The sequence below is a fragment of the Fibrivirga algicola genome, from assembly GCF_011742925.1.
In the GTDB taxonomy this organism is placed as follows: Bacteria; Bacteroidota; Bacteroidia; order Cytophagales; family Spirosomataceae; genus Fibrella; species Fibrella algicola.
Genome location: NZ_WAEL01000001.1, coordinates 219,630 through 245,069, shown reverse-complemented (window position 1 = coordinate 245,069; position 25,440 = coordinate 219,630). Strand labels below are relative to the sequence as shown.

The 25,440-nt window shown below is 53.8% G+C and carries 20 protein-coding genes; 12 read left to right on the top strand and 8 right to left on the bottom strand.

Translation table 11 applies throughout. The features are described from left to right. Positions 1-6: 6 nt before the first annotated feature. The 3 genes from F7231_RS00985 to F7231_RS00975 form a co-directional block, all read right to left on the bottom strand. Complete coding sequence (locus tag F7231_RS00985) at positions 7-2,028, bottom strand: DUF3858 domain-containing protein (RefSeq protein ID WP_166690591.1); 2,022 nt, start codon at positions 2,026-2,028, stop codon at positions 7-9. A gap of 218 nt (positions 2,029-2,246) precedes the next feature. Beyond that, positions 2,247-4,322, bottom strand: a complete 2,076-nt coding sequence (locus tag F7231_RS00980) for a DUF3858 domain-containing protein (RefSeq protein WP_166690590.1) — start codon at positions 4,320-4,322, stop codon at positions 2,247-2,249. An 88-nt stretch (positions 4,323-4,410) separates the two neighbouring features. Further along, positions 4,411-6,465, bottom strand: a complete 2,055-nt coding sequence (locus tag F7231_RS00975; protein ID WP_166690589.1) for a DUF3858 domain-containing protein — start codon at positions 6,463-6,465, stop codon at positions 4,411-4,413. 181 nt (positions 6,466-6,646) lie between these two features. Here F7231_RS00975 and F7231_RS00970 point away from each other — a divergent pair, with 181 nt between their 5' ends. The 6 genes from F7231_RS00970 to glmM all read left to right on the top strand — a co-directional run bounded on the left by F7231_RS00970 (position 6,647) and on the right by glmM (position 13,106). Continuing rightward, on the top strand, positions 6,647-7,573 hold the full coding sequence (locus F7231_RS00970) for a serine hydrolase (protein WP_166690588.1): 927 nt from the start codon (positions 6,647-6,649) through the stop codon (positions 7,571-7,573). Between the two features lie 80 nt (positions 7,574-7,653). Beyond that, a complete protein-coding gene (locus F7231_RS00965) occupies positions 7,654-8,994 on the top strand; it encodes a cryptochrome/photolyase family protein (RefSeq protein WP_166690587.1) in 1,341 nt (446 codons plus the stop codon). Between the two features lie 165 nt (positions 8,995-9,159). Then, complete coding sequence (locus tag F7231_RS00960; protein WP_085410464.1) at positions 9,160-9,714, top strand: RNA polymerase sigma factor; 555 nt, start codon at positions 9,160-9,162, stop codon at positions 9,712-9,714. Positions 9,715-9,784: 70 nt separating this feature from the next. Beyond that, positions 9,785-10,363 carry a hypothetical protein gene (locus tag F7231_RS00955; protein WP_085410465.1) on the top strand — a complete coding sequence of 193 codons (579 nt, stop codon included), beginning with the start codon at positions 9,785-9,787 and terminating at the stop codon, positions 10,361-10,363. Then, the gene (locus tag F7231_RS00950) at positions 10,350-11,513 is read left to right on the top strand and encodes a hypothetical protein (protein ID WP_085410466.1); all 1,164 of its coding nucleotides are present in this window, start codon (positions 10,350-10,352) and stop codon (positions 11,511-11,513) included. The genes F7231_RS00955 and F7231_RS00950 overlap by 14 nt, the downstream gene beginning before the upstream one ends. 177 nt (positions 11,514-11,690) lie before the next feature. Beyond that, complete coding sequence (gene glmM / locus F7231_RS00945; protein WP_166690586.1) at positions 11,691-13,106, top strand: phosphoglucosamine mutase; 1,416 nt, start codon at positions 11,691-11,693, stop codon at positions 13,104-13,106. Positions 13,107-13,185: 79 nt separating this feature from the next. Here the strand turns inward: glmM and F7231_RS00940 are convergent, their stop codons facing one another. Continuing rightward, positions 13,186-13,446 carry a hypothetical protein gene (locus F7231_RS00940; RefSeq protein ID WP_166690585.1) on the bottom strand — a complete coding sequence of 87 codons (261 nt, stop codon included), beginning with the start codon at positions 13,444-13,446 and terminating at the stop codon, positions 13,186-13,188. A 225-nt stretch (positions 13,447-13,671) separates the two neighbouring features. On the opposite strand from F7231_RS00940, the gene F7231_RS00935 reads away from it, so the two are divergent. From F7231_RS00935 to F7231_RS00925, 3 genes are all read left to right on the top strand, one after another. Further along, positions 13,672-15,594 (top strand): outer membrane protein assembly factor BamB family protein, encoded by a 1,923-nt coding sequence (locus F7231_RS00935; protein ID WP_166690584.1) that lies wholly within the window; start codon positions 13,672-13,674, stop codon positions 15,592-15,594. A 93-nt stretch (positions 15,595-15,687) separates the two neighbouring features. Further along, positions 15,688-16,413, top strand: a complete 726-nt coding sequence (locus tag F7231_RS00930) for a hypothetical protein (RefSeq protein ID WP_166690583.1) — start codon at positions 15,688-15,690, stop codon at positions 16,411-16,413. A 189-nt stretch (positions 16,414-16,602) separates the two neighbouring features. Continuing rightward, positions 16,603-17,841: an exo-beta-N-acetylmuramidase NamZ family protein gene (locus F7231_RS00925; RefSeq protein WP_208295508.1), complete on the top strand. Its 1,239-nt coding sequence runs from the start codon at positions 16,603-16,605 to the stop codon at positions 17,839-17,841. A gap of 93 nt (positions 17,842-17,934) precedes the next feature. Here the strand turns inward: F7231_RS00925 and nagB are convergent, their stop codons facing one another. The 3 genes from nagB to F7231_RS00910 form a co-directional block, all read right to left on the bottom strand. Next, a complete protein-coding gene (gene nagB, locus F7231_RS00920; RefSeq protein WP_166690582.1) occupies positions 17,935-19,881 on the bottom strand; it encodes a glucosamine-6-phosphate deaminase in 1,947 nt (648 codons plus the stop codon). Positions 19,882-20,034: 153 nt separating this feature from the next. Next, complete coding sequence (locus F7231_RS00915) at positions 20,035-21,156, bottom strand: Gfo/Idh/MocA family protein (protein ID WP_085410474.1); 1,122 nt, start codon at positions 21,154-21,156, stop codon at positions 20,035-20,037. Positions 21,157-21,315: 159 nt separating this feature from the next. Continuing rightward, positions 21,316-21,852 (bottom strand): 3'-5' exonuclease, encoded by a 537-nt coding sequence (locus F7231_RS00910; protein WP_085410475.1) that lies wholly within the window; start codon positions 21,850-21,852, stop codon positions 21,316-21,318. A 128-nt stretch (positions 21,853-21,980) separates the two neighbouring features. Between F7231_RS00910 and F7231_RS00905 the strand changes: the two genes are divergently transcribed. From F7231_RS00905 to nagA, 3 genes are all read left to right on the top strand, one after another. Continuing rightward, on the top strand, positions 21,981-22,751 hold the full coding sequence (locus tag F7231_RS00905; RefSeq protein ID WP_166690581.1) for a shikimate dehydrogenase family protein: 771 nt from the start codon (positions 21,981-21,983) through the stop codon (positions 22,749-22,751). A gap of 102 nt (positions 22,752-22,853) precedes the next feature. Further along, positions 22,854-23,138: a putative quinol monooxygenase gene (locus tag F7231_RS00900; protein ID WP_166690580.1), complete on the top strand. Its 285-nt coding sequence runs from the start codon at positions 22,854-22,856 to the stop codon at positions 23,136-23,138. A 16-nt stretch (positions 23,139-23,154) separates the two neighbouring features. Next, the gene (gene nagA / locus F7231_RS00895) at positions 23,155-24,345 is read left to right on the top strand and encodes an N-acetylglucosamine-6-phosphate deacetylase (protein WP_166690579.1); all 1,191 of its coding nucleotides are present in this window, start codon (positions 23,155-23,157) and stop codon (positions 24,343-24,345) included. A 46-nt stretch (positions 24,346-24,391) separates the two neighbouring features. On the opposite strand, the gene ribD is transcribed toward nagA, so the two are convergent. Then, entirely contained in the window at positions 24,392-25,417 is a 1,026-nt protein-coding gene (gene ribD / locus F7231_RS00890; protein ID WP_166690578.1) for a bifunctional diaminohydroxyphosphoribosylaminopyrimidine deaminase/5-amino-6-(5-phosphoribosylamino)uracil reductase RibD, read from the bottom strand. Between the last annotated feature and the right edge of the window lie 23 nt (positions 25,418-25,440).

Here is a 25,440-nt window from a genome sequence, read left to right as displayed (position 1 = left end):
TGGTATCTACTTCTTCTCGGCTATCGCCCCTTTCACCAACACGACCTGTTCACCCTGCTTAAGCAGAATCTTGTCGTAAAACTCTTTGAGAAACATGTATTCCTCAGCGCCGAAAATGGGCTTCTTGATCGTAATACGGCTGACAACTGTCAGTTGCTTCCCCGATTGCTGCACCTGGTACACAAAGCGTCCAGCGTTTTCCGGTAGATTCATGACCAGCGGCTTAGGCAATTCGTCAGCAGTATAGCCATCGGGTAACGTATAGGTAGCGGTGAAGGCCTCGTCAATCGGGGTGCCGAAATCGATCGGAAACTGACGCGAGGGCTGTTTAAACGGATTTTCCGACTGGCCTTCCGTTAGCATCGGGTGCAGGTAAATTCGGTCACCGGCTACCTGCGCCACATCAGTCATGCTCAGGCTGTACTTCACATTCATCGATACATTCAGGTCGTCGACACTCGTAAATTCTGCTTTATCAACCTGCCAGGTCGATTTCCTACGCTTTACATCGGCCAGAAATTTCTCTTCGCCCTGACGTTTATACGACGCACGGGCCTGAACAGCCCCATACCCGCCGTACGAATGCACCAGTGTGCCCTTCGTTTCCCCATCATCCGTGATGGTAAACGTGCATGTCTTTGCTTCCACGTCCCGCTCCGCAGGCAGCAACGACACAAACCGGCTCTTCCCTTCCGGTAAAATCAGGCGGCCAACGGCATTCAGCGCCCGATACGGCAGCATACCGGGTTTTACGAACCGGTCGGTGGCATCGAGCATAACGTCTTTCCCGCCCAGTGTCAGGTGCGCCACCACGTAGTTGAACTGCCGTAGCAAACCATATGCCTCGTTTATCCGGCCATGGTCGCGCGTGCTCAGAATTACCGGATTAGCGTTGATATCGAGATTCCGCAACAGCCCGATCAGCATAAAATTCAGGTCAGCAGCGTCGCCTTTCTTCAATTCCAGCACCTTTTTCAGGCGATCGCTTTCCAGGTTTCCCTTTTCGTTCCAGGTCATGGTAGTACGCACGTAGTCGTAAGCCGCTGTTACACGGCCAAGCGTGTCACTTGCCGGGTATTTCGTTTTGATGGCCTCCGTTACGTCACGCAGATAAGTGGCTTTTGCATACTGTCCGCTGAAGGTTTCTTTATCCAGCAACAGGCGATCCATATCAGGCCAGCTCAGTGAATAAATCTTTGTGGTATACCCAGGCACATCGATCTTCGCCAGTTCGAAATGGATGCTGGCAACATAATCAACCGGGGTTGTGATGTACGGCTCGTTCCGAAAAGCCGGTGCATTCGCTATCGCATAGTGAAACAAAGTGCCACCCTCATCATTTAAGCCCGGAATCAGCCCCATCGACACGGGTTTTTGCTCGACAACAGTCAACGGGATGTAGCCACTCACCAGTCCCCTGAACTGAAAATAATTGGAGATAGTCACCTTGTAATCACTCCATATAACCGGAATTTCGTGCTGGAACTCCCACGACGGCGGGACCTCTTCATTTGGTGAGTAGACCGTGTAGCGGTACTCAATGATACACCCTTCCTCCACGCCTGGAAGGGTGAACTTTGTTGTGTTACTTACCTCAGAAAGCCGCTCTGATACCACCGCGGCCTTATCCATTTTCTGTCTGGCAACCTGCCCGTTCCGGAGCGTATACGTCTGGCCTTCGATCGCCGTCGCGTATTCAGCATTCCCCGGCTGATTCCACAACGGAATCTGGATGGTCGCCTGATCGTAACCTGACTTTTTATTGATTCGGATTCGACCGTAGTAGTAGGCTATTCTAGTAATTTTTTCATTCCGGTACTCGAACCGTGTATCCACTGACTCGTACAGCGCAACAGCTTCGGCAGTGGTATCATCAAGAGCCGGTTTAACCTGAAAATCAGCGGCTGTAACCTGCCCAAACTTGACGACGGGTTGTTGAGACGGCGCCTGAGCGCAAAGGAAAATGGGCAAGAACGTACCCAGCAACCCGCATAGGGTCGTTAATGGGGCAAACGCAGTAACGCGCATGAAGAATGGTGTGGCGAATAGAGGTTATAAAGAATCCGGAGAGCAATATATGTATAGTAACTACGCAAACAAATACCAATCCAGAATACTAGGTTAACCGGCAAATTCAAGGACAATCGCTCAATTTTACCTGGTCTCCGCACCACCAGCCATCTGCTTCCTCGCGTGATCAAGCCTATGGCAAACCAACCGGGACGCCTTTGTTATTGGTAAGCCAGCTACTTCTTCTCGGCTAGTGCGCCTTTCACCAATACGACCTGTTCGCCATGCTTGAGCAGGATCTTGTCATATAATTCCTTCAACATCGAATATTCGTCGGCTAAGAAAACGGGCTTCCGAATAGTGATCCGGCTCGACACGCTCAGTTGCCGCCCTATCTGCTGTACCTGATACGTAAACCGGCCACCGTTGTTGGGCAAACTCAGGGCCAGCGGTGCAGGCAGCTCATCTACCCGGTACCCCTCGGGCAGGGTATAGGTAGCGGTAAACGTCTCGTCGAAAGGGGCACCAAAATCGACCGGATACTGCCGAACAAGCTGTTTAAATGGATTGTCGGCCTGCCCCTCCGTCATCATTGGATGCAGGTACATTCGGTCGCCCACCACCTGAACCACATCCGTCACGGCCAGCTTATAATCGACGGTCATCGAGGCGGCAGGGTCATCGACATTAGCAAATTCAACCTGCTCCACCTGCCAGTTTGGCTTTTTCCGCTTCACATCGGCGACAAAGTTGGTTTCGCCCCGCAGACTGTACGACTTGCGCGCGTCGACGGCCCCGTAGCCGCCATACGAATGCCGCAACGTACCTGTCGTGGTGCCATCTTCGGTAACCGTAAGCGTTACCACTTTGGCTTCAATATCACGCTCAGTGGGGAGCAGCGACACAAACCGGCTCTTCCCTTCCGGTAAAATCAGGCGCCCCGTCTGGTTCAGCGCCCGCTCTGGTAAGACTCCCGGTTTTATAAAGCGATCGGTGGCGTCGAGCATAAAATCTTTGCCGTCCAGCATCAGGTGCGCCACTACGTAGTTGAACTGCCGAAGCAACCCATACTCTTTATTGACGGCCCCATGGCTGCGTGTGCTCAAAATCACCGGGTTCGCGTCGATGTTCAGCTCTCGGAGTAGGCCAATCAGCGTAAAATTCAGGTCCGATACCGTTCCTTTTTTCAGTTCCAGTACCCGCTTCAGACGATCCGACAGCAGGCTGTTTTCCTCATTCCAGGTTAGGGTATTACGTACATACGCGTAGGCCGCCCCTACCCGGCCCAGCGTATCAGCATCGGGGTGTTTGGCCTTGATCGCGTCGGCTACATCGCGCAGGAACGACGCCTTCTGGTATTGTTCACCGAAAGTGCTCTTCGTAAGCAACGTGCGGTCTACATCGGCCCAGCTCAGCGAATACGTTTCCAGCACATTGCCGGGAATCTCGATCTTCGCTAGCTCAAAATCAATCTTCGACAGGTAATCGGTCGGGGTCGTGATAAAGGGTTCGTTACGGAAAGCAGGGGCATTGGCAACGGCGAAATGGTAGACCATCGCCCCTTCATTGCCCAGCCCGTTCACCAGCCCAAACGAAATAGGTTTGGCCGTATTGATCGTGAGCGGCAAGTAACCGCCCAGTATGATTTTTAGGTAGAAATAGTTTGACAGGGTCAGCTTGTAGTCGCTCCAGAGTACAGGAATTTGCTGCTGAAACCGCCACGAGTGCGGCGTAGCGGTGGCCGGCGAATACACAATGTACCGGTACTCGATGATGCTGCCTTCTTCTACGCCTGGCAGGGTAAATTTCTGCACAGCCATGTCGGCCGTGGACTGATCCAGTACAATGGCGCTCTTATCCATCCGCTGCGTGGTTACCTGCCCGTTCCGGAGCGTGTGCGTAACGCCCTCAATGTTGGCCATGTATTCGGCACGGGCGGCCACACCCCACAACGGTACCTGAACGGTGGCATGGCGGTAACCCGACTTTTTATTAATGCGAATGCGGCTGTAGTACTGCGTAAACACGGTGATTTTATCATTCCGGTACTCGTGCTGCGTCACTGCCGACTCGTACAGCACCACGGCCTCGGCGGTCGTGTCATTCGGGACGGGCAGTTGCTTGAAATCGGCGGCCGATACCTGCCCAAACTTGACAACAGGTTCCTGCACGGGAGCCTGGGCGTACATCAAAAAAGGCAGGAACGTACCCAGTAACCCGCATAGGGTCGTTAGTCGGGCAAACGCAGCAATGCGCATGAAAAATGGCGTGGCGAAAATGTAAATGAAGAAACGGATAAGCAAGATATACATAGTAACTACGCAAACAAATAGCACTCCAAGACGCTGGTTTTGTCAACTCCATTTACACAATGGATAGTGTTTCGTATCGGCCGGGTTTCTATTTTTTTCCGGCTACTGGACCTTGCACTAATACAACCTGTTCGCCATGCTTGAGCAGGATCTTGTCGTAAAACTCTTTGAGAAACATGTACTCGTCAGCGCCAAAAACAGGTTTACGAATGGTAATACGACTCACTACATCCAGTTGATTTCCCTTTTGCTGAATCTGATACGTGAACCGCCCCCCGTTGTTAGGTAAGCTTAGTACCAGCGGCTTCGGCAACTCGTCTACCGTGAACCCCTCCGGGAAGATGTAGGTGGCCGTAAACGTTTCATCAAATGGAGTAGCAAAGTCGACTGGAAACTGGCGGGCTGGTTGCTTGAATGGATTACTCGTTATTCCCTCGGTAAGCAAGGGGTTCAGGTACATACGATCGCCGCTTATCGAAGCCGCCGCGGGAATGACAAGTGTATATTTTGCCAATACCGGGGCAGTCAGATCGCTGACGTTGGCTAATTCAGCCGTTTCTATCTGCCAATCGGGGCGTAGCTGTTTCACCTGACTCATAAACTTTTCTTCGCCCAAAAGTTGGTGAGCCAGGCGGGCATCTGCAGCCCGGTAGCCGTCGTACGATTGTGAAAAGAGTCCCTTAGCCTCTCCATCGGCTGAAATTTCGAAGTTGCACGCCTTCACGGTCACAGTACGCTCAGTTGGCAACAGCGAAAGAAACCGGCCTTTTCCGTTGGGCAGGATCAATCGACCGGTACCATTAAGGGCGCGCCGGGGCAGCATACCCGGCCTTAAAAACCGGTCAGTAGCATCGAGCATAACGTCTTTCCCGCCCAATGTCAGGTGCGCTACCACGTAATTAAACTGCCGAAGCAACGTATGCTCCGTATCAAGCTGGCCATGATCGCGTGTGCTTAGAAGTACCGGGTTAGCATCAAGGCCAATCAATCGAAGAAGGCCTATGAGCAGCAGATTAATATCAGCGGCATCCCCTTTTCGTTCGTCGAGCGCCTTTTTAAGCTGGTCAGAGTACTGATAAGCTGATCCATTCCAGGCGATCCTGTTTCGAATTAAGTCATACGCGGCCCGGATCTTGCCCAGGGTGTCCAACACCGGGTAGGTAGCCTTAATGAGTTGGGCTTCTTCCTTCAGCAGGTAGGGCTGACGGTACTGCACGCCAAAATCGTCAAACGCCAGCAGGGTACGGTCCAGGTCCTGCCACTCACGCGCAACCGCAGCCGCCGTACTATCCCGCTGGCTACGCACCCTGCTCCACTCAAAGCTGATTTTAGAAAAGTAATCAGCCATTGTCGTTATAAACGGCTCCTCCTGAAAAGCAGGTGCGTTGGCTACGGCAAACCGGTACTCTGTCTGCAAGCCCGACGATGAGGTCGTCACGTCGTTAACCGCCAGTGGCAAATACCCTCCCAATGTGATTTTCATGTAGTAGCGCGTGGGAATTTTCATCCTGTACTCGCTCCATAAAACGGGTATATAGCCCTGAAACCACCAGGTCGCCGGCGTGATGGCACCGGGCGAATAGGTGGTGTAGCGATACTCAATGATGGCCCCTTCTTCCACCCCCGGCAGGGTAAATTTCTGTACCGTTTCGCCCCGCGCCAGCTTTTCGGTAACAATAGCCCCTTTGTCCATCTTCTGCTGGACAACCACCCCATGTTGCAACCTGGACGTGACCCCGTCAATGGCAGTGCTAAACTCGGCGTTACTACCGGTCCCCCACAATTTAATCTGAACGGTAGCCTGGTCGTAACCCGATTTTTTATTAATGCGTATCCGTTTATAATACTCCGTAATCAGAGTATTCTTAGAGTTAAGTTCTTCGTAGTGCGTTTCAGCCAGTGCGTAGAGGACGACCGCCTCGGCTGTGGTATCGTTAGGAATGGGACTTAGCTGAAAATCAGCAGCTGTCACCTGCCCAAACTTCACAACCGGGGGCTGCACGGCCGCCTGAGCGCATACCAAAAAAGGCAGAAACGTACCCAGTAACCCGCATAAGGCCGTCAGTCGGGCAAACGCAGCAATGCGCATGAAAAATGGTGTGGCGAAAAGGTAGATAAAGAAACGGAGAAGCAAGATATACATAGTAACTACGCAAACAAATAGCACTCCAAAACGCTGGTTAACCTGGCTGCAAGCAGGAGCAAATGGCTACTTCCTACAAGGTCACCGACTTTACCTCGTAGCGCGATTACTGACCGGCAGACCATTATACAGCGCAGTAAAGTCCGTATTTTGGCCCCGGCTAACTCCTATCACCATGCCTATGGCCCTACTTTTTCGAATCCTACTCTCTGTTGCCTGCCTGCTACCTGCTGTCGCTTCCGTTGCTCAACAGAACACGGGCAAAATCGACACCAAACTTACCCAAAAGCTGACCGAAGCCCTGCGCGGCTTCCGGGGCGACGTGGGCGTGTACGTGCATCATCTGAAAACAGGCAAAACCGTCGCCATTAACGCCGACACCACCTTCCCAACGGCCAGCACCATCAAAATACCAATCATGATTGGCCTGTTCGACCAGATCGAAAAAGGGAAAATAGGCTACCAGCAGGAAGTCGTGTACCGCGATTCGCTGCATTACGATGATGGCATTGTGGGCTCACTAAAAGACGGGGCCAAACTACCCTTAAGCGAAGTGGTGATGCTGATGGAAACCGTTTCCGACAATACCGGCAGCTTATGGTGTCAGAAACTGGCAGGCGGCGGCATAGCCATCAACGCCTGGCTCGATACCAACGGATTTCCCCAAACGCGGATGAACTCCCGCACACCGGGCCGCGAAGCCTATCAAAAACGCTACGGCTGGGGGCAAACTACTCCCCGCGAACTGGCCGACCTGCTCACGTACCTGCGGCAGGGACGCGCTATCAGCCCCGACGCCAGCGACCGCATGTACCGCAACCTGTGCCGGCAGTTTTGGGATAACGACGGACTGTCGCAGTTGCCCGTGGAAGTGAAAGTGGCCTGCAAAACCGGAGCGGTGAATCAGGCACGGTCAGAAGTGGTGCTGGTGCATGCGCCCCACGGCGAGTACGTGTATTGCGTGATGACCAAAAATCAGAAAGACGAAAGCTGGACCCGCACCAACGAAGGGTTCACCCTGCTCCGAACTGTGTCGGCTCTGATCTGGCAGCACTTTGAACCCAAATTCCCCTTCAAACCCGTGGACGGCTACGAAAAATGGTGGTGACAAAAGTTTCCGGTTTCATGTTTCAAGTTGCAGGGCACCTGAAACTGTCTCCTTTCGTATACAAGCAGAGCACCTGAAACATGAAATCTGAAACGTCTTCCCCCATCGCCATCATGTGGCACCGGCGCGACCTGCGTCTCCACGACAACGCCGCCCTCTACCACGCCCTGAAAGCCGGACGGCCCGTACTACCGCTTTTTATTTTCGACAAAGACATCCTGGATCACCTCGACGACAAACGCGACCGGCGCGTGGAGTTCATCTACAAAGAGGTGCTGAAAATGCAGGATGAACTGCAAAAAATGGGCTCGTCACTGCTGGTTCGCTATGGGCATCCGCTGGAGGTGTTCAGGCAACTGGCCAGCGAATACACCATCGCCAACGTATTCACCAACTACGACTACGAAACCTACAGCAAAGGCCGCGATGCCGAGGTGGCAACGTACCTGAAAACCGTAGGCGTAGGGTTTCACAGCTACAAAGACCAAGCCCTGCTCGACCGCGACGAAGTACTGACCGGCACGGGCAAACCCTACACCGTGTTTGGCCCCTACAGCCGCAATTGGCTGGGTAAACTCGCCGACCCGTTCTACCTGAAAGCCTATCCTACGGAAAACTATTTTGACCGGCTGTTCAAGACGCCGCCAACCGGTACGGTCACGCTCGACGATATGGGGTTTGAACCGCTGGGCGAGAATTACCCAAAGCCAACGGTGTCGGCCGAATTATTGGCCAACTACCAGAAAATGCGCGACTACCCGGCCGAACGCGGCACCAGTGAACTGGGCATTCACCTGCGCTTTGGCACCATCAGCATCCGCGATCTGGCCCGGCAAGCGCAGGAAACCAGCCCTACCTTCCTAAGCGAACTCTGCTGGCGCGACTTCTATTTCCAGGTGCTCGACCATTTTCCGCACGTGGAGCAGCACGCCTTCCGCCGCGAGTACGATAATATCAAGTTCCTGAACCGGCCCGAAGATATTGAACGCTGGAAAACCGGCACAACCGGCTACCCGCTCGTCGATGCTGGCATGCGCCAGTTGAACGAAACCGGCTGGATGCATAACCGGGTACGGATGGTCGTGGCCAGTTTCTGCATCAAACACCTGCTCATCGACTGGCGGATTGGTGAAGCGTATTTCGCCCAAAAGCTCCGCGACTTCGACCTGTCGGCCAACAACGGCGGCTGGCAGTGGGCCGCTGGCTCCGGCACCGACGCCGCACCTTATTTCCGGGTATTCAACCCCACCGCCCAGGCCGCCAAATTCGATCCCAAAGGCGTTTACATCCGCCGCTGGGTGCCCGAATACAACAGCCCGCCCGGCGCACCGGTAACGTACCCCGCCCCCATGATCGACCACGCCTTCGCCCGGCAGCGCGTGGTGGAGATATACAAGGCAGGATTGGCTAAAAATGACTAATGAACAATGGATCTGCTACACCACGATCAGGTACGAGGCAGAGCCATTATTCATTAATCATTGTACATTATTCATTAACTCATGCAACGTTCCTAAATCATCCTACGTCTTTACCCCGATTGATGACCTAAACCCGGTTGCTCACGCGCCGGCGGCCTGTACCTGTTGGCGACGTACCCAAACCCCGCCCTGATCTCTGACCTGGTTGATCGCTCGAAAACGGGCGACCGACGAGCGCAGTATGAGTTGTATAATCGCTATGCCAAAGCGATGTACAATGTCTGTTTGCGGATTGTAGGGCATGATGCCGAGGCCGAAGATGTGTTGCAGGAAGCCTTCCTCGACGCATTCAGCAACCTGAACAAGTTTCGCGCTGAAAGCACCTTTGGCGCGTGGCTGAAGCAGATTGTAGTGAACCGGGCCATTGGTCATTTGCGGAGTCGGCGGCTGGCCCTGGTCAGCACCGACGAACTGGGCGACGGATTCGACGCTCCCGACGATACCGGCGGGGGAATCGATGAAGAAAGCCTGAACTGGGACGTGGAGCGGGTACGTCGCGCCATCCAGAAATTGCCCGAAGGATACCGCGTGGTGCTGACGCTGCATTTGTTTGAGGGCTATGACCATGAAGAAATCGGCCAGGTGTTATGCATCGGGGAATCAACCTCCCGCTCGCAATACCTCCGGGCCAAACGTAAATTGATTGAACACTTACAGTAACCTGAGGCTCCAGCTTCGGGAGAAAACCACATCTCTCTCCCGAAGCTGGAGCCTCAGGTAACCAGTACCTATGAACCTCGAAAAATTCATCCGCGATAACCGCGACGCTTTTGAGCAGGCCGGGCCCTCGGCTGGTTTGTGGGAGCGTATTGCCGATCAGCTACCCGATGAGCCCGCCGCCAAACCGGTAGAGCCATTTAAAACGGTCCACCGGCAACGTACCCGGTATGGAGGTACCTGGACCCGCTCGTACTGGACCTGGGCGGCCTCCATTGCCCTGTTGTTACTGGCAGGCGGCCTGTGGTGGGCCAACGATCGCTACCGCCCAACGGCCCAGCCCGACGTGGTGGCGTTTAGCCCAACCTATGCCCGGGAAGTGGCGCAGTATGCCAGCCTGATCGATAGCAAGCGCGCCGAATTAAAGCAGCTGACTGAAAGTAACCCCGATCTGTACGGCGAGTTCGCGCAGGACCTGAACCGACTGGAAGCCAGCTATAAAGGCCTGAAAAAAGAGTTGCCCAATACCCCAAATCAGGAGGTGCTGATTCAGGCCATGATTCAGAACCTACAGCTTCAGATCGACCTTCTGAACGAACAATTGCGTGTTATTCAGCGCATTAAACAACAAACATCACATGAGCCTGTTTAATCCATACCTCGTCATTGCGGCCTGCCTGCTGACAGCCCGCGCCCTGGCCCAATCGCCCGACGAGCAACTTAAATCTGTGGCGAAAGCGGCTCCGGAACAACTCGTTATCTTGTCGCCGCAAGCTCTGATGGATTTCCAGGAGTTGAGCGACGACCGCACCGAAGTGAACCGGACCATTGTAAAATCCTTTACCGTCGACGCTAAAAACGCGCTGTCGATCGATAACCGCTTTGGCGACGTGATTGTCTCGCTCTGGGATCGTAATGAAATGCGCGTCGAAATTGCCATCCGGTCATCGTCAGAAAATGCCGACCGCGCCCGGCAGGCCCTCAATGCCGTGAGCCTCGACGAACGGCGTGATGGGGATACATACCTGTTTAAAACCGTGATTGCATCGGAGTTCGAAGGCGGCTGGAAGAAAGGCGACCGGCGTAATTTTCTGCGGGTCGACTACCGGATTTCAATGCCCAAAGCCAATAAACTCGCCATCAAGAATAGCTTCGGCAACACCACCATTCCCGATTTCTGGGCCCCGCTTTCCGTCGAATCGAGTTTTGGTAATGTATATGGTGCGGCGTTGAATAACCTCACGACCAAAATCAAAGCCTCGTATGGCAACGTTTCCATCCGCGATTTGCAGCATGGCAATGTAGTGATGTCGTTCGGCGACCTCGACATCAACTCAGGTAATGTGCTTTCCATTCAGCAGACGTATGGCAAGCTGAACCTCGGAGAAACCAACAAGCTGGATGTGCGTACCAGCTACACCGATGCCCTGATCGGGTCGGTGCGGCAGTCGGGAAAGTTCCGCATGAACTACGCCCGCCAATTCCGGCTCGAACGCATTGGTGCGTCGGCCGATAAGATTGATGTTGAGGCGAGCTATTCCACCATAGCCCTGCCTGTGCAGTCGACGCCCAACTGCGATTTCGATGTCACTGTCTCGCACGGCGGCTTCAGCTACCCCACTCTGCCCAACCTGCAACTGCTGTCTCAGCCAGGCACACCACCCAACTCACCAACGGGCGTCAGCGTAACGGCACCCGCCCGCCCGGCCCGGGTACGTCAGTATGTGGGGAAAGTAGGAACTGGAGAGGGGCCGAGCATTAAAGTAGTAGCGACCTATGGCGATGTGCGCTTCAATAAATAGTTTGTCTTTAGGGATGAACGGATAGGGTTTAGCGTTGGGTCAATTTATCTTTGTGGCGAAGGAAGGCTGTGTGTCTAATTGGTTATTTCCCTGTTTTGTTGTTGCCTTCTGACTACATAAACAGACGAACGAACCCATAGACAAGCAGCCTTCGTACCGTTTACATGACCCAATCACGTGGCTTTAATTAAATCGATCTCGGGCATCCGGGGAACCATCGGCGGGCGTTCAGGCGAAGGCCTTACTCCGCTCGATGTAGTGAAATTTACGGCGGCTTTCGGCCAGTGGCTTCTGTCACGTCAGGCTGATAAAAAGGGGCCGCATACGGTAGTTATTGGCCGCGATGGGCGGCTATCAGGACCAATGGTGTCGCAGTTAGTGGCGGCTACCTTGCAGGGCCTGGGCATCGACGTGCTCGATCTTGGCCTGTCGACCACCCCAACCGTTGAACTGGCCGTTCCCGGTTCAAACGCCATCGGTGGGATTATTCTGACTGCCAGCCATAATCCCGTTCAGTGGAATGCCCTGAAACTCCTGAACGAAACCGGCGAGTTTATTTCCGGCGATGACGGCAGTGCCGTACTCGCGCTGGCCGACACGGAAGCATTTGTGTTTGCCGACGTGAAAAAACTGGGGCAATACCGGACCGATGATACATGGCTTCAGAAACACGTCGACGCCGTACTGGCCTTACCGCTGGTTGACCGGGAGGCCATTGCCAAGCGTAATTTCAAAGTAGTAGTCGATGCCGTGAATTCTACCGGCGGACTGGCTGTACCCATGTTGCTGGAAGCGCTGGGTGTTGAACAGGTAACCAAGCTACACTGCGAGCCAACCGGGTATTTTGCCCATAATCCCGAGCCACTTCCCGAAAACCTCACCGATATTATCAACGTCTTCAAGCGCGACAACCATGATCTGGGTATCGTGGTCGACCCCGACGTTGACCGGCTGGCGCTGATCTGCGAAGATGGCTCTCCGTTTGGCGAAGAATACACGCTGGTGGCTGTGGCCGATTACGTGCTGAAAAACAGCCCCGAAGGATCGTCGAAAAATACAGTGTCCAACTTGTCTAGCACCGTGGCGCTGCGCGATGTAACCCAGAAACAGGGCGGTCAGCATTTTGCATCGGCGGTAGGCGAAGTGAACGTGGTCGACATGATGAAGGTCAAGGGCGCGCTCATCGGTGGCGAAGGAAACGGTGGCATCATCTTCCCCGAACTGCACTACGGCCGCGATGCGCTGGTTGGTATTGCACTGTTCCTGAGTCACCTGGCCCGCTTCGGTAAGTCAGCCTCAATGCTCCGCCGGACGTACCCAAGCTATTACATCTCAAAGAATAAAATTGAACTGACGCCCGACATCGACGTCGATGCCGTGCTGGAACGGATCCGGGCCAAGTATGCCAAAAACCCCGTCAACACGATAGACGGTGTGAAGATCGAGTTCGATAAAGAGTGGGTACACCTGCGTAAATCGAACACCGAGCCGATCATCCGAATCTATTCGGAGTCAGATACACTCTCAACGGCCGATTACCTGGCCAATAAGATCATTTCCGACATTCGTGAGGTAATTGCCGACACGCTGTAAGTAAGTAGCAACGACTTTTGCAGGATCACCCTGCTATCAGACCAGAACGTACCCATACGTTCTGGTTTTTTTATGCCCATTACTCTGGCCTGGGCGGCGTTGAGAGCAGCGTATAAATTTTTCCAATAAACCTGAAGATGAACCAGATTGCCACCAGCCCGATGACAAAGACAAACGATTCATAATTCAGAATATCCTGAAGCGGGTTCTTCGCCGTAGCCCGGGTGCTCAGTTGCAGCACAACAATGACCGAGACCACATACATGACTGCCAGTGAGAAAAGTAACCCAATAAAGTTGAGTGCGATCTGCAGCACCCATTTTCTGACATGATTTGGCATAGGCTGTGAAACTACAAAAAGTCGGGTACCCGCCACGCGCCAATAGCCTGTAAACAACCGGTTTTTGCCATTTTTCAGGCAATTAGCCTGTCTGGTGCTTTATCAACCCACTGTAGTCTACTTAAGTTATATATATCATATACTATAATTTATTTACAAATAACGAATTACTTAAGCCAATAAGTATATAAATAGCGACTTGTAACTATCACTATACATATGCTTATGACTCGTTTTTATTCAGTACAGTTCATGCGGGGAACCCTCCTCTTTTTATTGATTAGTATTCGTCTTTTAGGCCAGGATATGCAACCTCCTACCTGGACCTCGACGCTGGAAGGGGATGTAAAATGGATGAAGCAAACCTCAACTGGTTTACTGATCGCCTACAGCGGCAAAGGCCTGTTCGGGATCGACCCCGCCACGCGCAGGATTGTGTGGCAGACCAAATGGGATGCTTCCGTGAGCGATCTGCTGGCCAACACCCCACTGACAGCCGACGGCTTTCAGGAGATCGACGGGTCACCTTATGCCCGGCTGCAGGAAGATTCAGACAAGTTTCTGGCCAAATCGCACACGTCCATCATCGACTTCACAACGGGCCGCGAGGTGTTCAGCAGCAAGGGGAAGCCAATGAAGATTTTCGACAACTACCCCATGTTCAGCATTGGCGCCATGCTACTGCAAATTCGGGAGACAAAAAAAGACTACCTCACCCTGCTGGATATAGCTACGGGTCAGGAACGGTGGCGCATTGAGCTGCAAGGCCTGAAACATGGCATGATGGGCAGCATGGTGGGTTCCATAAAGAAAAAGTCGGGCCTAAGCCAGCATCCTCCTGTGCCGGTGCTCGACAAGGAAGGCAACATTTTGTACCCACAGGGCGAAACCCTTAGCCGGCTCAACGGTAAGACTGGCGCAACGCTCTGGACGGCCAAATTTGATGAGCGCGTGGGTTGTCTTGAGTTTTCAGAAAAGGGAGACGTGGTGTATGCCGGCGCTGGCAAATACATCATGGGCCACTCGCTGAGTACTGGCGCAGCCACCTGGAAAGACCCTTATAAAGTACCGGGTAAGTTCAACTATTTTGTACCGCTAAGCAACAACTCACTGCTGGTGGTTACGGAAAGCGGCATCACCCGAATTGACGAAACCTCGGGCAAATCGGTTTGGAAGAAACCAGACTACGTTGACCTTCCCTTGCAGACAGTCGAGTTTTTGCCAACGGGCATGCTGGTCCTGTCGAGCAGTGACAAAGAATCCCAGTTTGATTTCATCGATTACAATGGCAAAGATCTATGGAAGCGTTCGTACAAAACGGATAAGCCGGTAACCACCTACGAACTAACCGAAAAGGGGCTGCTGTTTGCCAACGCCGAAGAAGCCAACGTAATTGACTGGACCGATGGCCGTGACGACATCTGGAAGCGCCGGATTAAACTGCGCGGTACGCCCGTGGTCTCAATGGATCGGGAGCACAGCGCTATGCTGATTTACAGCAACGACAAGCTATATACGGTCAATCTCAATGACTTGTCGAACAAGCTGCTGGCCGAAGACATCAAGTTTCGGGGTAATAATGAGGACGTTGAACTGATCGAAACGCGTAAAGACGGGTACCTGCTCAGTTCAAACCAGAACGTCTGGTTTGTGAGCTTCGATGGCAAAACCAAATTCAACAAATTCTACCGCGAAGTGGGTGCCGGCAAACGGGCGCTAGCCATACTGGGTCAGGCGGCCTCGACCTACGGTACCGTAGCCGGTGCGGTGAATATGAGCACCCAATTAGGATCGGGCGTCATGAATACGTTCGGCGGCGAAAAGGGAGCGGCTGATGCTAATTTCCGTTCAGCCAGCAACAATATATACCTGATGCAGGGAAGTACAGAGGCCAATACAGCGTTCACTACTATGCTGAACGAACGGCACAAGGCTTCCTTTGGCACTCACAATGCCGTGTTTATTATGACCGGCGTAGAAGAGGGTGGCGTGAAGCGGACCGGTCTGATGAAGGTCGATAAAGACACCGGGGCCGAACTGGTTAAAATTATGCTGAAAGATCAGGCACCCGTTTACGTGGTCGACGATGTAGCCAATTCGCTGTACGTCATCGTAGATGGTAACAAGTTCTACAGCTATCAGTTGTAATCGGCTGCTCCATCAGAAGTAATTGGCCGAACATTCGGGCCCGGTATTGGTTCGTTGAGTACACAATCAAATACTCAACGAACCAATACCATCATGGCTCAGGCATATCCGCAGACTGTCCTGCAAAACACGCTCCAGGCACTTTCAAACACCGACGCGCCACCGGCGAACGGCATTGACTTAATTAAAGAGTGGCAATCGACCCTCAAAAACACCACGGGTGCCGGGGAAGTACACCAACAGCTCACCGATCTGTACGACGAGTTGCTGAATCCTACTCCTGACAGCCAACGGGTGAAACAACTCCTGAACTCACTGGCCGCCCATACCCAGTTGCTGGCCCGCAGCGCCGACAAGGAAGTTAGCGATAACTTGGGTACACTGGCCGATTCGCTCCGATCACTGGCGAACGATTTAACGCCTATTGGCGACGATGACCAGTTGGCCGCCAATCAGGACGATGACCTAACGATTTACGACCTGCAAAATCCGGGCGATCGGGCGTCGAAGATGTTCATCAACACACTCGATACGCTGGCTGAAGGTCCGGCAATTGCCACGCCTGAACTGGGCTCGACCCTAATCGGCAACTGGATCACTGTTGTCCGTTCCGACGTTAGCACGCAGTGGATAGAGGCTCCTTTGACCCAACTTCGCGATGCCGTCACCACGGGCGATATGCGCAACACCGAACGGCTCCTTCGCGATCTGGCCGGCACTGCCCAAGAATACGCCAACAGCAATCCGGAAGGCCCATTCAGCAAACACCTGACCAACCTCGCCACGGCTCTTATCAGCTTTGCAGGTCCACTTTCTTAGCACCTGTGAGGCGTTTCCTGCTTCAAGGCAGTGACCTTGCTTCGCCATAGTATTAACACATTACTGAACAGCTCTGCCAACGTATCGATCAGGTACGTTGGCAGGGCTGTTCTGATTTCTTAGCGACCGTACCTCGCTCTTTAGCACCCATTCCCTAATTTGCTGACTCGAACGTACCTGACTCCTGCCATGATGTCTTGCCGCCCTACTCTGCCGCTGCTGACTTTTCTGCTTAGTATCTGTTTGCTGGCGCCCGCCTGTCGATCAGTAACAGCAACTAACCGGCCTGGAAAACCAGCCGACTCCATCGTTACCGGTGCCAACAGAACCGATCAGTATGTACCCTATTTACAGGGCAAACGGGTGGGCATGGTGGTCAATCAGACGTCGATTATCGGCAACAAGCCCAGTGTCGACAGTTTATTAAATCGGGGCGTAAAGATTGTACGGATTTTTGGACCTGAACACGGGTTTCGGGGTAACGCCAGCAACGGGGCTAAAGTAGCCGACGAAGTTGACGCCAAAACCGGGGTGCCGGTCATTTCGCTATATGGCAAAAATAATAAGCCTACCGCCGCCCAGCTAGCCGACATCGACGTGCTGGTTTTCGATATTCAGGACGTAGGCTGCCGCTTTTATACGTACATCAACACGTTGACGCACGTCATGGAGGCTTGTGCAGCAAACAACAAAGAGTTGATGATTCTGGATCGGCCCAACCCCAACGGGTACGTTGTTGACGGTCCTATGCTGGACGATCACCTGCACTCGGGCATCGGCATGCACCCTATTCCGATCACCCACGGCATGACAATGGCTGAGTTTGCACAAATGGCGAATGGCGAAGGCTGGTTACCCAATAAGGCCCAGTGTAAACTGCGCGTTGTGAAGCTGGCCAACTACGATCACGATAAACCGTATACGCTGCCTGTACTACCGTCGCCGAATCTCAACACCCAGCAGTCTATCTTGCTATACCCCAGCATTTGTTTGTTCGAAGGGACTATTGTCAGTCAGGGGCGCGGTACGTACATGCCCTTCACCGTGTTGGGTGCGCCTACGCTGAAAGGTAAATATGCGTTTTCGTTCAAGCCCGTCAGCCTGAAAGGCATGAGCGAAACACCCCTGCATCAGGACACGGAATGCTACGGCCTTGATCTGCGCAAGTACGATACAAACAAGCTCCGTAAGTCGAAACAGATTAACCTGGGCTGGCTTATCGAGATGTATAAAGCCTATCCCGATAAAGATCGCTTTTTCGACCGCAGCCAGAGCAAGCAAATGGGCGACATCAACAAGCTGGCAGGTACCGAAAACCTAAAAAAACAGATCATCGCCGGCACCCCCGAAGCCAATATCCGCAAAAGCTGGGAGCCGGGTCTATCGAACTATAAAAAGATGCGAAAACAGTATTTGTTGTATCCGTAAGGGTTAATGTATAGTGCATAATGAATAATGGCTCTGCCGAAGTACCAGATGGTGCCTCAGCGGAGCCATTACTCATTACGCACTATACATACATTATCCTTTCCACCTGACGAAGGCTTCCATGGCCTCATACTCGGCCAGACCGAGGCGGTTGTAGAGGCCAGCGGTAGCCCGGTTGCGCTCTTCGGCTCGTTGCCAGAACTCCCGCGAATCGGTGCCCTGATACACCACTCCGTCTTTTTGCGACTGGTGCTTAAAGATACCAAGCCGTTTTCTGGTCACCTGATCGGGCGACATCGGCACGGCCATTTCGATTTCGTGGATATCCCACTCCGCCCAGGCACCGCGGTAAAGCCACACCCAGCAGTCTTTCATGAAATTCTTGTGCGACAGGCGTTTCACCGCTTCCAACACGGCATCCAGACAGACCTTGTGGGTTCCGTGCGGATCGGCCAGATCACCGGCCGCGTAGATCTGATGCGGCTTGATTTTCTCGATCAGGTCCATCGTGATTTTGATGTCTTCTTCGCTGAGCGGCTTCTTCTCGACCTTGCCCGTCTCGTAGAACGGCAGGTTCATAAAGTGCGCATTCTCAACGGGAACACCCACAAACCGACACGTCGATTTGGCTTCACCCATCCGAATCAGCCCCTTCACATAACGTACCTCGGCAATGTCCATCTCCGAGTCTTTTTTGCTGCGCAATGAAGCGGCTGCCTCCTGGAAAATGCGGGTCGCTTCGGGGCTTTTTATCCCGAATTTCGAGTTGAAATCGACCACGTAATCGGCAAAGCGCAGGGCTTCGTCGTCGGCTACGGCAATGTTGCCCGACGTCTGGTACCCCACGTGTACTTCGTGACCCTGATCCACTAATCGCTGGAAGGTGCCCCCCATCGAAATAATGTCATCATCAGGGTGCGGGCTGAACAGCAGTACGCGCTTCTCAGCGGGCAGCGCACGTTCGGGACGGTTGGTATCGTCGGCGTTGGGTTTGCCACCAGGCCAGCCCGTAATGGTGTGCTGTAGCTGGTTGAATACGTCGATATTGATATCATAAGCCTGCCCATACTGCGCCAGCAGGTCACTCACACCATTGTCGTTGTAATCGCGGTCGGTTAGTTTCAGAATCGGTTTTTGCAGGGTCAGCGACAGGTACGTTACCGCTTTCTTCTTCATGGGATTATCCCACACTACCGAGTCGACGAGCCAGGGCGTTTTCATCCGCGTGAGCTCCGAAGCCGCCGCCGTGTCGATCACGAATAGCGCATTGGGATGCGTTTGCAGGTACGACGCCGGGTTTGTTTCCGTTACCGTTCCTTCCACAGCGCCCCGAATAACGGGCGCCTTCCGCTCGCCCCAGGCCAGCAGCACAACCCGTTTGGCACCCAGGATACTGGCAATACCCATTGTGATGGCTTTGCGCGGAGTACGCGACAAGCCGCCGAAATCGACAGAAGCTGCCGCCCGCGTCGAATGGTCAAGCATCATCAGGCGGGTATGCGAATTGATCAGTGAGCCAGGTTCATTGAACCCAATGTGGCCGTTCCCACCAATACCAAGCAGTTGAAAATCCAGCCCCCCAGCCTCGGCAATCTGTTGATCATACTGTTTGGCAAACTCGGCTACTTTATCGGGCCGCAATGTACCATCGGGTACATAGTAATTGCCCTGAGGAATGTCGACATGGTCGAACAGTTGCTCACGCATGAAGCGCCAGTAGCTTTGTAGCGAATCGGGCTCCATAGGAAAATATTCGTCGAGGTTGAAGGACACGACATTACGGAAGCTCAACCCCTCTTCCCGGTGCATCCGAATCAGCTCGGCATAAACTGTTTTGGGCGACGAACCCGTTGCCAACCCCAAGATACAGGGTTTATCTTCATTTTGTCTCTGACGGATCAGGTCAGCAATTTCATGCGCTACGGCCCGAGAAGCAGCCTTCGCATCGGCATAAATGTGGGTGGGTATTTTCTCGTAGGTAATGGCTGAATGAACAGGGCCACTAAACGCGGCGTCAGGTAAGACAGGTTCTGCAAGCATACGTTGACCAGCAATTTGGATGGAGCAGCAAAGGTAAGAAAACAGTTATCAGGGAACAGTCATCAATGATCAATTATCAATGTCTTCGCTAACTGATACGGCTTCGCGAAGCCATTGACGGGTAAGTACGACTCCCAGATCAGTAATCGTACATCACTGTTTACGAGCCAGTTGATCAGCTGCAAAGGCCAGCTCAAGGGAGGTGAGGCCGTTTTCTTCTGCGATAATCCGGTGTACGTCGGGCTGCGCAATTGCCGCTGCCTGATCGCGGAACATGAGGCGCAGTAACTCGCTGTAGCGATGCTGTTTCTCTACTTCGAATCCGAATTTCAGCTCAATTTGCTGGTAGGCACTAAACGTTTTGTGTCGCCCGCCAATCGGTTTAGACGGATCGATATTGGCCGTTACGTTGAGTTGTGCACCGGGGAAGAGATCCATCAGCGCCTTTGTGGTGGCTTCATCAGCTACGCAGCGCAGCACCATTCGGGTGGGTACCCATTCGTGCAGCGTGATGTCGCCCCGCTCAAAAACGAGCCGCATTTCCTGCCGGTCCATACGGCCGGTTTGGGTAAAGCCGTGGTAAAAATTAACGTATTGGTGTCCTTTTTCGGCCGTGCCATAGCGTACTGTGGCCTGCACCTGGTCTTCGACGTCGTCGCTGTTTGGCCGTTTCGAGAGTTGCGCGGCTACCACCTCCCCTTCGCCAAACCAGCCGGCAAAGAGATCGAAGAAGTGAACGGCGTGCTCAATGAAAATACCGCCCGATTTGGTACGGTCCCAGAACCAGTGCTGCGGGCTAAGTCCTTCGTCACCGGCGTAGTTTTCGAAGTAGCCGTGCAGGAAATCGCCGAGCAGATTCGCTTCGACCAGGTGTTTTACCCGAGCAAACAGCGGGTTATAGCGTTGCATCAGGTTGGTCACCATCAACAGGCCTTTCTCTTTTGCCTTGGCCAGCATCTGACGCCCCTCTTCCGGGTTCATCGCCAATGGTTTCTCGCAGATTACATGCTTGCCGGCTTCCAGCGCCAGCATAGCCTGTTCAAAATGCAGAAACGGTGGCGTGGCAATGTAAACGATGTCAACGTCGGGGTGTTGCACCAGTTCGTCGAGCGTGGCAAGTTGCTCGGCTCCGAACCGTTCGGCGGTGCGGACCGCTTCTTCGCGTTTCGATCCGGCAATGGCTACCAGCCGGGTATTGGGATGTTGCAAAAATTGCTGAACGGCAAACAGGCCAAACCCGCCCATTCCGATCACGCCGATTCCAAGTTGTTTCATAACAGACAGATTGTACGCCTCTACGGAGTCACCTCTGTTTAACCCGGAATGGTGAAAGGAGTTTTAAGTTTTAGTCTTCTGTCTCCGGTTCTCTGTTGCGCTGCCAGGCAACGTACCTAACGATACTAAGCGACGCAACAGGGAATCAGAAACAGAAGACTAAAAAATCATCGCCGGTTTTGGGCGTGGAATATGTCCGTGACGGTCGTGGCGAAGCAGCATTTCGAAGAGCTTGACCGTAGCGGCAGCGTCACCATAAGCCCGGTGCCGCCCCTGAAGCGGAATATCGAGCGATCGGCAAAGTTTACCCAGACTGTATGACGGGTGGCCCGGCAGGATTTTCCGGCTTAAACGCACCGTGCAGAGCGTTCGGCGCAGGAATTCCCGATCGACCCAGTTCATCTCTTTTTGCAAAAATCCGAAATCGAACAACACGTTGTGCGCCACAAAAATGGCACCTTCGGTGATTTCGTGCACCCGGTCGGCTACCTGATCGAACGTTGGAGCGTTGGCCACCATGTCGTCGGTAATGCGGGTTAACTGGCTAATAAAAGGCGGAATGGGATGGCCTGGGTTGAGCAGCGTCTGATATTCGTCGACGATTTGGTGCCCGTCGTGACGAATCAGGGCGATTTCAGTTAGGCGGGAGGGGCCTTTTACGCCCCCGGTCGTTTCAACGTCGACGATACAATACACGTAAAAGAGGCGTGGTTGCTAACAGGCCACCAGCAGGCCGAATGGTTTATTAAAGATACACTCTAAGGGGCAATTCAACAAACGATAATACTGACCGGGCATTCGTCATAGCCATTACCTTTGCGGTTATGACACGCTACGGACTCATCGGGCATCCGCTCACTCATTCGTTTTCTCAGACCTACTTTACCGAGAAGTTTGCCCGCGAAGGTATTACAAATGCCCGCTACGATTTGTTCGATATGCCTGATGTTCAGACGGCCTTACCCGAATTACTTGCCCTTCCGGGGTTGCGCGGTCTGAACGTAACCATTCCCCACAAGACAAACGTACTGCCCTTTCTCGACCGGCTCGACGCCTCAGCCGAGAAGGTTGGCGCGGTAAATGTGATCCGTCTGGAAGCCGATGGCACAAAAACCGGCTTCAATTCCGATTATTATGGCTTTCGGCAGTCACTGACCGAGTGGGTGGGCGATACCGTCCGTGAACAGTCCGACGACCCGGATATCCTGTCGATTTTGCCTGCCAACGCGCTGGTATTAGGCACGGGCGGGGCATCTAAAGCCGTAGTAGCCGCCCTGCACGATCTGGATATCGAGTACAAAATGGTGTCGCGAAGCCCGTCGGCCAACGGCCTGACCTATGCCGACGTACCTAACGTTATCGCTGACTATCAACTCATTGTTAACTGCTCTCCGGTGGGTACGTACCCCAAAGCAGACGCGGCTCCCGACTTGCCGTACGAGCAACTGAATTCGCAACACTGGCTCTATGACCTGGTGTACAATCCAGCCGAAACCGAATTCATGCGTCGCGGAAAAGAACAGGGTGCCGCCGTTATGAATGGCTATCAGATGCTCGTCCTGCAAGCCGAAAAAGCCTGGTCGATCTGGCAGTAGAGAGTTTACCGTTTGCGGTTTGGTGTTTGACGTTGCGTTGCCAATGCACGTAATAGCAGGCAGGCAGCGCAACGTCAAACACCAAACCACAAACGTCAAAAAATGTCCCTCTTTGTATTCGCTACCATTACCGCCAAGCCGGGCTTAGGTGCTGAGTTGAAAGCCGCTTTTCTTGACCTGATTCCGCAGGTACGTGCCGAAGCCGCCTGTCAGTTATACGAACTCTATGAAAGCGCCGAGCATACCGACCAGTTTATTATGCACGAACGCTGGGACGACGAGGCCGGTCTGGCCACCCACGCTGCGATGCCGCACATGGATGCGTTTAAGCAGCAGTTTGGCAGCCTCATGGCTGGCCCGGCCGAATTGACTACTGTTCAACAATAAGGTAGCCAGTCAACTTATGCTCTTCATCAACGCCACCGTTTTCACCGGTGATACCTTTCTACCACATACCTGCGTTCAGGTTGAGAATGGCCAGATTACAGCGATCGGACCTGATTTGCCGGTAAACGCCGGCGATTCTGTCATCGATTTGCAGGGTGATTATCTGGTACCGGGTCTGATTGACCTGCAACTCTATGGCGGTTCCACGGAGTTTCTCAACGCGTCTCTAACCCCCGAAACGGTTCGGCATATCTGGAAAAGCCACGCGCTGAACGGCACCACAACCCTGCTGCCAACGCTGCACTCAACCCACTTCGACGAAATGCGGGAGGCCGTTGATGCGGTGCGGACCGTGCGCGATGAGATGCCTTTAAACGTACCCGGTATTCACCTCGAAGGGCCGTACTTCAACCCCGTAAAACGCGGTGCCCACCGGGATAAGTACGTGCGTGTGCCGGCAGACGGTGAACTGGAGCAGCTCTTCAGCACCCATGCCGACGCCATCAGCATCCTGACGTTGGCGCCTGAGATTCTGTCAGACGCGCAATTGTCGCTGCTGTATTGCCTGGCGAAAGCGTCAGGTACGTTGTTGTCGCTGGGGCATAGCAACGCTACGTACCAGCAGGCTACCAGCGCCTTTGGCGACGGTTCGGCTACTGACCGGTTTTTGCTGGCAACGCATCTGTACAACGCCATGCGGGCTTTTGAAAGCCGCGAACCGGGCACGGTAGGTGCGATTTTCGACCACCCTTCGGTGATCAGCAGCATTGTGGCCGATGGCTACCACTGCGCCCCTGCAGCGATCCGGCTGGCCCACCGTGTGTTAGGCCCTGACCGCTTATTCCTGATTTCCGACGCGCTGTTTGCCAACCCGCCCCGTCCCGCATTTACGCTCGAGACGTTTATCGTTCACTTCGAACCAGGCACGGGCGCGTCCGATTCACCAGCCCACGGCCGATACGTTAATGAACAGGGTACGCTGGCGGGTACTGCCATTACCGTGCTCGACTGCGTTCGGTATTGCGTGCAGCAGGTAGGCCTGCCCCTGACCGACGCGCTGCGCATGGCCACCCTGACGCCAGCTACCGTTGTGGGCCTTGCCGACAAGATTGGGCGCGTTGCCACCGGGTACGTTGCCAATCTCGTCAGGCTCGATCAGGAATTGGTGAAGCAGGGCGTTTGGGTAAATGGCGAAGTATTGGTGTAGTGCCGAAGTTGGAGCCGCTGCGGCGGTTCGTTTCGGTGCTACGGTTTCATCTCCGATACACCAGCAGCGTATCACCATCAACCTGCTGTTGCTCGATTAGTTGACCACGTACCTGCGGCGCACGAATGCCAGCCTGTAGCGAAGCAGGGCTGCGAAACAACCGGATTTCATCCCATAAGTCAGCATCCAGAAATGATGTTAACGTTTGCGCACCGCCTTCGACCAGCACCGACTGGATACGTTGCTGGTGCAGATCGGCCATGATATCGGCCAGCGAGTCGGCGGGCACGTAACTGATTGCAGGCTGATCGGTCGGCGGGGTCAGGCCTGGAGTATGGTACACGCGCGTCGGTTGAGAGCCATCGAACAGATGCAGGTAGGGCGGTAACGCTAATGAGCGGTCGAGCACGATCCGGATGGGTGACTTGCTAGGCCAATGACGGACATTCAAACGGGGATTGTCGTTTAGGGCGGTGGTGGTCCCTACCAGAATCGCATCTTCTTCGCTCCGCCACCGATGCACCAGCCGACCTGCCAATGGGCCACTGATCGCAACAGGCGTGGCCCCTACCCCACCCATAAAGCCGTCAGCAGTTTCGGCCCATTTCAGGATGATATACGGTCTTTTTTGCTCAAAAAACGTAAAAAAACGGGCGTTCAACGCACGGCCTTCGTCGGCAAGCAGCCCGGTAATCACCTCGATGCCGGCCGCTCGAAGTTTGGCAAAACCGCGTCCCGATACCAGTGGATTCGGATCGTCGTTGCAGCAGATCACCCGGCCTAGTTGCTTAGCAATCAGCAAGTCAGCACAAGGCGGCGTTTTGCCATAGTGCGAGCAGGGCTCCAGCGTGACATAGGCGGTTGCTTCCGGCAGCAGGGCCTCATCCGCCAGTGATACGGCCCGAACGGCGTTCACCTCGGCATGTGGGCCACCGTACTGCTGGTGCCAGCCTTCGCCCAGTATTCGGCCCGTGGGCGCATTGCCCAGGTCATGCACGATAATACACCCTACCATTGGGTTGGGGCTAGCTGTTGCCCGGCCGTGTTGAGCCAGTTCGAGCGCACGACGCATGAAAAGTGGTTGTAGAGACATGG